General features: G+C 37.3%; 6 protein-coding genes. All 6 read left to right on the forward strand.

Annotated features, from left to right (window positions below; all coding sequences use genetic code 11):
• On the forward strand, positions 1 to 2,050 hold a 2,050-nt coding region (locus RLO81_RS01550), incomplete at its 5' end, for an N-6 DNA methylase (protein ID WP_350106221.1).
• Positions 2,047 to 2,910 (forward strand): SIR2 family protein, encoded by an 864-nt coding sequence (locus RLO81_RS01555; protein ID WP_350106224.1) that lies wholly within the window; start codon positions 2,047 to 2,049, stop codon positions 2,908 to 2,910. The genes RLO81_RS01550 and RLO81_RS01555, both read left to right, overlap by 4 nt.
• On the forward strand, positions 2,897 to 3,799 hold the full coding sequence (locus RLO81_RS01560; protein WP_350106227.1) for a DUF5655 domain-containing protein: 903 nt from the start codon (positions 2,897 to 2,899) through the stop codon (positions 3,797 to 3,799). The genes RLO81_RS01555 and RLO81_RS01560 overlap by 14 nt, the downstream gene beginning before the upstream one ends.
• Complete coding sequence (locus RLO81_RS01565) at positions 3,799 to 4,713, forward strand: hypothetical protein (RefSeq protein ID WP_350106230.1); 915 nt, start codon at positions 3,799 to 3,801, stop codon at positions 4,711 to 4,713. Before RLO81_RS01560 ends, RLO81_RS01565 begins: the two co-directional genes overlap by 1 nt.
• Before the next feature lie 2 nt (positions 4,714 to 4,715).
• The gene (locus RLO81_RS01570; RefSeq protein WP_350106232.1) at positions 4,716 to 5,636 is read left to right on the forward strand and encodes a DUF6602 domain-containing protein; all 921 of its coding nucleotides are present in this window, start codon (positions 4,716 to 4,718) and stop codon (positions 5,634 to 5,636) included.
• A gap of 10 nt (positions 5,637 to 5,646) precedes the next feature.
• On the forward strand, positions 5,647 to 5,848 hold a 202-nt coding region (locus RLO81_RS01575), incomplete at its 3' end, for an Nmad2 family putative nucleotide modification protein (protein WP_502880420.1).

The raw sequence follows: 5,848 nt of genomic DNA on the forward strand, positions 1-5,848 counted from the left end.
TTTGCTTTCTGTGATGGGCTCGCAAGGCGATGCAGGCCAGTTTCGTACTCCTCGACATATCATAGACTTCCTGGTAGATATAGTTGATCCTAATAAGAATGATAAGATTTTGGATCCTGCATGCGGTACAGCAGGTTTTCTGATTTCAGCGTTTAAACACATCAAAGAAAAGAACAACAATCAGCTTACACCTGATGAGCGTAAAAAGCTCATTCAAAACTTCGTAGGCTATGACATCTCTCCTGATATGGTGAGACTTAGCTTGGTCAACTTATACCTACATGGCTTTTCCGATCCACATATATTTGAATATGATACCCTAACCAGTGAGGAGCGATGGGATGAGTACTTTGATGTAATTCTTGCCAATCCACCTTTTATGACTCCTAAAGGTGGAATTCGCCCTCACAAGAAGTTTACGATCAAGTCTAACCGAAGTGAAGTGTTGTTTGTGGACTATATAGCTGAACACCTTAATCCAAATGGGAAGGCAGGTATAATTGTTCCAGAAGGAATAATATTTCAAAGTGCTTCTGCTTATAGGGACCTTCGAAAAATGCTGGTTGAATCTTCACTATGGGCAGTAGTGAGTTTACCATCAGGAGTCTTTAACCCATACAGTGGAGTAAAAACCTCAATTCTACTTTTAGATCGAAATATTGCAAAGAAAACAGATAGAATTCTTTTTGCTAAAATCGATAATGACGGTTTCGACTTAGGTGCACAACGAAGGATTGTCAAAGGATCCCAACTGGATGAAGCAAAAGAGACACTTAATCAATTCAAGAATAACCCACAAGTAGACATTGAACCAAGTCTAGTTTCATTTCAAGTGGAAAAGAGTTTAATAAACGAAGAGAATGATTTCAATTTAACAAGTTCCCGATATCAGGATCTGATTGACCTAAGTAATATCACTTTCCCAATTATTGAGATTGGACAAGTTTTCGATACTTCATCAGGAGGAACTCCAAATAAATCAAATGATCATTATTACAATGATGGCACAATCCCCTGGCTAAGGAGTGGAGAGGTGTCTCAAGGATATATTTTTGATTCAGAGCTAAAGATTACAGAAGAAGGATTGAAAAATTCTTCTGCAAAAATTTTCCCTGTAAATACTGTATTGGTTGCAATGTATGGTGCTACTGCTGGTCAAGTTGGTATACTAAAATTCGAGGCAAGTACAAATCAGACAATTTGTGGAATACTGCCAAATGAAAAAGCAATTCCTGAGTATATATACCTGATGCTGAAATCTCAGAAAGAATTGATGATAAAACTTAGTGGTGGTGGAGCTCAACCAAATATTTCTCAAAAAATTGTTAAGGGATTGAAGATTCCGCTTCCGTCTCTTGACATTCAAAAAGAAATAGTTGAAGAGATTGAAGGTTATCAGAAAATCATAGATGGTGCAAAGCTTGTCGTAGGTAGCTATCGTCCGCAAATCAAGATTAATTCGGACTGGAAAATAAAAACATTATCTGAGGTAGCGGATGTTAACCCCAAAAAGTCGCAAGTCATTGACTTAGATGATTCAACAGAAGTGTCTTTTGTTCCTATGGCTGATTTGGGCGAACATCAAATGTCCTTTGAACCGAAAGAAACTAAAAGGCTGGAGGAAGTTTATAAAGGATACACTTACTTCCAGAATGACGATATCCTATTAGCTAAAGTAACTCCTTGTTTTGAAAATGGTAAGGCAGGAATTGCCAAGAACTTGGTTAATGGAATTGGTTTTGGTTCTAGTGAGTTCATTGTTATTCGTGCGTCAGAAGAAGTTTACCCTGATTGGATATATTATGTGGTTGCCAGTAACAGATTCCGAATCATTGGCCAACCTAAAATGACTGGGACAGGGGGCCTTAAGCGGGTTCCAAGGGATTTTGTAGAGGATTATCCTATTCCAGTCCCATCCAAAGAAGTACAGCTCATTCAAATTGAAAAAATTAGAAAACAGCAAGAGACTGTTGCTCGAAATCGCGAGCTTATTCAAGACTTTGAACAGAAAATAAAAGATCGAATTGCTGAAGTTTGGGGAGAAAAATGAGAGCCCTTCAAAACATATTGAACCAGCATGGTCGGGCAGCCTTTCTTATAGGAAATGGACCGAATTTAGCGGCCAACATTATGCCTTCATGGGAAGAATTACTTGGTTCTGCTGCAGATGATCCCATAAGACCGGAACTCCTCGAGGGGCTATCCAATACTGAGATTTACGACTTGGTTCAAATGAAGTCCCAAGAACCTCAGAATGTTAGAAAGAAAGTTTGTGATCTTCTTGAATTAAATGGTATCCATGATTTGGGAGTGCATGAGAACTTGATGAAGTTCGCAAGAGATCAAAGATGTCCCGTGCTTACAACCAACTTTGACAAAGCTTTAGAATCATCAGTAGGGGCAGAGTTGATTCATCTTGATTCCAGAGGCTTCACTCGGTTTTATCCTTGGAAATCTTACTATGGTTTTGAAAGGTTGACCCTTCCAACCAATGGTTTCGGCATTTGGAAAATTCATGGGGATATAAATTATACTGATAGCATTCGTCTCGGTCTCACGGATTACATGGGAAGTGCAGAACGTGCTAGAAGATTGATTCACAATGGGGATGAAGCGCTATTTAGAGGTAAAAGACAAAAAATGTGGAAAGGTCATCAAACCTGGCTACACATCTGGTTCAATATGCCTATCATCATATTTGGATTGAAATGTGGTAAGGATGAGGTTTTCATTCGATGGCTTCTAATCGAGAGAAAGCGCTACCTGAATCTTTATGGCGATCCAATGAAGGTCTATTATATCTCAAAAGGAACTCCCGAACCAGAGGTCTCAAATCTTATGAGAAACCTGGATGCTGAAATTATCACAACTGATCATTACTCAGAACTTTACGGCAATGGCAGATATTAAGCTTTACAATATAAAAGGGGGGAAGGCAGAAACCAGAACACCTGTTGATTTCAAGTTTGAAAGAGAGATTCAAGCGCTCTGCGAAAAGAATTTAGAAGTCTTTTTTGGAATAAGATTTTTGGCGACTGAATACTCCACTGGAAGTAAACACAAGGGCAGAATCGATTCGCTTGGTATTGACGAAAACAACTGCCCTGTAATCATCGAGTACAAACTTGACAGCAAAGAGAATGTGATCAATCAAGGTCTATTCTATCTGGACTGGCTGATGGATCATCAAGCAGATTTTGAGCTACTATGTATGAAGAAAAAGCAAATAAAAGATGGGGAAGAGGTCGACTGGACCAATCCTCGATTGCTGTGTATCGCCCGAGATTTTACAAGATATGATGATTACGCAATCGGCCAAATCAATAGGAATATTGAGCTTATACGTTACCGCTTGTTTGATGGGGATCATATCATTTTCGAACTGGCAGGCGTAGCTCAGAAGCAAAACACAGCTACAACAGGTGCAGGAACGCCATCAAAATATCGAGATATGGATGATGCAATCAATGCAGCATCAGATGATTTATTAGACCTCTATCAAGCCTTAGAAGATTTCATCAACTCATTAGGTGACGATGTACAGAAAAAAGAACTAAAGTATTACCACGCATTTTCACGTATTAAAAACTTCGTTTGTGTAGAGTTAAGAACCAAGAAAAAAGAGATCATTCTATTTCTGAAACTCGATTTTGATTCAATAGAATCACCATTGTCTAATATGAGGAATGTGTCAAATATTGGTCATTATGGAACAGGGGATACGGAAATAGTGATCAAGGCCCTGGATGAGCTTGATAAGGTTAAATTCTTAATTGAGGAGTCATACAATAACAATTGATGCAACACTATTATTCTGAAATAAGATCCTATTTACCCTTGTATTTTCCGCATCAAGAAAATCAGGAATTTATCGACTATCTAGGTCAGGCTTATCTCAATAACATAGAAGGGGAGACGCATCAGTTTTCGTTCATATCTTTTCACATGCTCTATATGAGTTTCATATATAAAACTTCTTGGTTCTTGAACAAGATCAATCATCCAGAGGCTGTTAAAATATGCGCTAAGATTACCGATCCCAGCTCCATGAGTTTTCTTTTTGATTATTCCTTGATTCGAGAGAAAGATATCATGAATATTCTTAGAAGTTTGAAATTTCACAAATCTCACATTAAGAACTTCACTCTGCCAATTGAATATAGGGACAATTGTGCTCATGCCGTAGGAGCAATACACTATGATAATAGGGCCATTGAAAGACTTGTTGAAGAAGAATACAATTATGTGCAGACTATATTTTTAAGAACACATGAAGTACTTGAGACACTAATAACAGAATTCTATGCATTACCAAATAATTGGAATCCTGAATTAAGAAGTCAACCAATTGCATATGATGAAGTTGGAGATTTCATGCGTGACAATGTATTATCACAAAAAGATCTTGAGTTTATTGCCTGTTTTGAACCTGATTTTTTGAAGAAAGAGTCTTCAACTTCTGAAGTTATATATAAAAAGGTGTTGTTTTTAGCACTTCAAGCTCTTTCATATAACGAGAGAGAGCCTGAGGAGAATGGAGCCATAAAAAATGCTCCTTATTTATTGGTTGGCTTTGATGATCAAGAAGAAATTTCCTTAGAAGATCTTATTCACAATGAATTTCTGTACATGATCCGTGGGTTTTCGAATTCAGATCAAAAAGCATTTATTGAAGCACTAGGAAATGACCCAGTTAACTATGGAATAGTATAATTATGGTAAAAGCAGATCTATCAAATAAAGGTCAAAGAGTTCGGGATTTCTTCAATAGTGAGTGTAAGTCTCTGATTTCAGTGTATAAGAACATAGAAACACTCATTCCCGCTGAGCAGAGGAAAGGAGCCGCGCACACTGGTGAAGAGGGTAGATATATAGAGAGTATTTTAAGAGCATTCCTAAATAAGCATCTGCCAAAAGAATTAGAAGCACTTTCAGGTTTCATTTTGCGTCCTGCTACCAAAGTTGGCAAGCATAACAGACAAAGACGAAAAACTGAAGAAGATCGTCATTCTAATCAACTAGATATCATAATTTATGACTCAACTAATTATCCAGTATATGAGCGATTTGAGGAGTTTGTTGTTGTTCCGCCTGAAGGAGTAATATCAATCATTTCTGTAAAAAAGAACTTATATGAAAACCAAATTGAATCTGAATTTGAAAGTCTTAAAAATGCGGCAAGATTATGTTCCATTAAAAATCAAAAAGGTGATACAGTAATAGGTCCGACAACTAGCTTGATCAGTTTTTCCAATATGATAAAGCCTGAAAAGTCTCATCAAGAGAGATGCGAGTGGTTATATTCAAAAGTTAAATCTTCCTACAATCAACTAACATTTGACGAATGTGTTGGTCAAGTTATATGCTTAGATGCCTATTCAATTTTCAAAACAAGGCCAAATAGTGAAAGCAAATTCAATAAAGAAGCCAACTATGTAGGATTCGAGCACGGTGACGAAGAACACTTACATTTTGGACTTCAATTCCTTCTGACCGGGATTTTTGCTTCATACTATCATCCATCTCGCAATGAAGTAGTTCGTCCAGGATTTACAAGTTTTCCAACAAATAAGAAACATGATATAGAACTAGGTCCAATTAATGTATCGCAACTCAGACTGAAAAATGAATACTAAAGTCACTAGCATGAGACTATTTTCTTATTGTATTCCGACCGATGATGGAGCAGCTCCAAATCCCTATTTTGAAATTTGCACTCTAACTATCTGTAAACCAGTCATTAGAAGAAATGCCTCAGTTGGTGATTGGATAGCTGGTGTTGGCTCAAAGAATGTTTGTGGAATTGACTATTCTGGAAAATTGGTATATGCTATGAAGGTTACAGATG

This window comes from Fulvivirga sp., from assembly GCF_040220315.1.
Taxonomy (GTDB): domain Bacteria; phylum Bacteroidota; class Bacteroidia; order Cytophagales; family Cyclobacteriaceae; genus Fulvivirga.

Bases quoted from the DNA above. Each gene is read 5' to 3' on its own strand.
- RLO81_RS01560 (WP_350106227.1), top strand. From the start codon at position 2,897: ATGGCAGATATTAAGCTTTACAATATAAAAGGGGGGAAGGCAGAAACC.
- RLO81_RS01565 (WP_350106230.1), top strand. From the start codon at position 3,799: ATGCAACACTATTATTCTGAAATAAGATCCTATTTACCCTTGTATTTT.
- RLO81_RS01555 (WP_350106224.1), top strand. From the start codon at position 2,047: ATGAGAGCCCTTCAAAACATATTGAACCAGCATGGTCGGGCAGCCTTT.
- RLO81_RS01570 (WP_350106232.1), top strand. From the start codon at position 4,716: ATGGTAAAAGCAGATCTATCAAATAAAGGTCAAAGAGTTCGGGATTTC.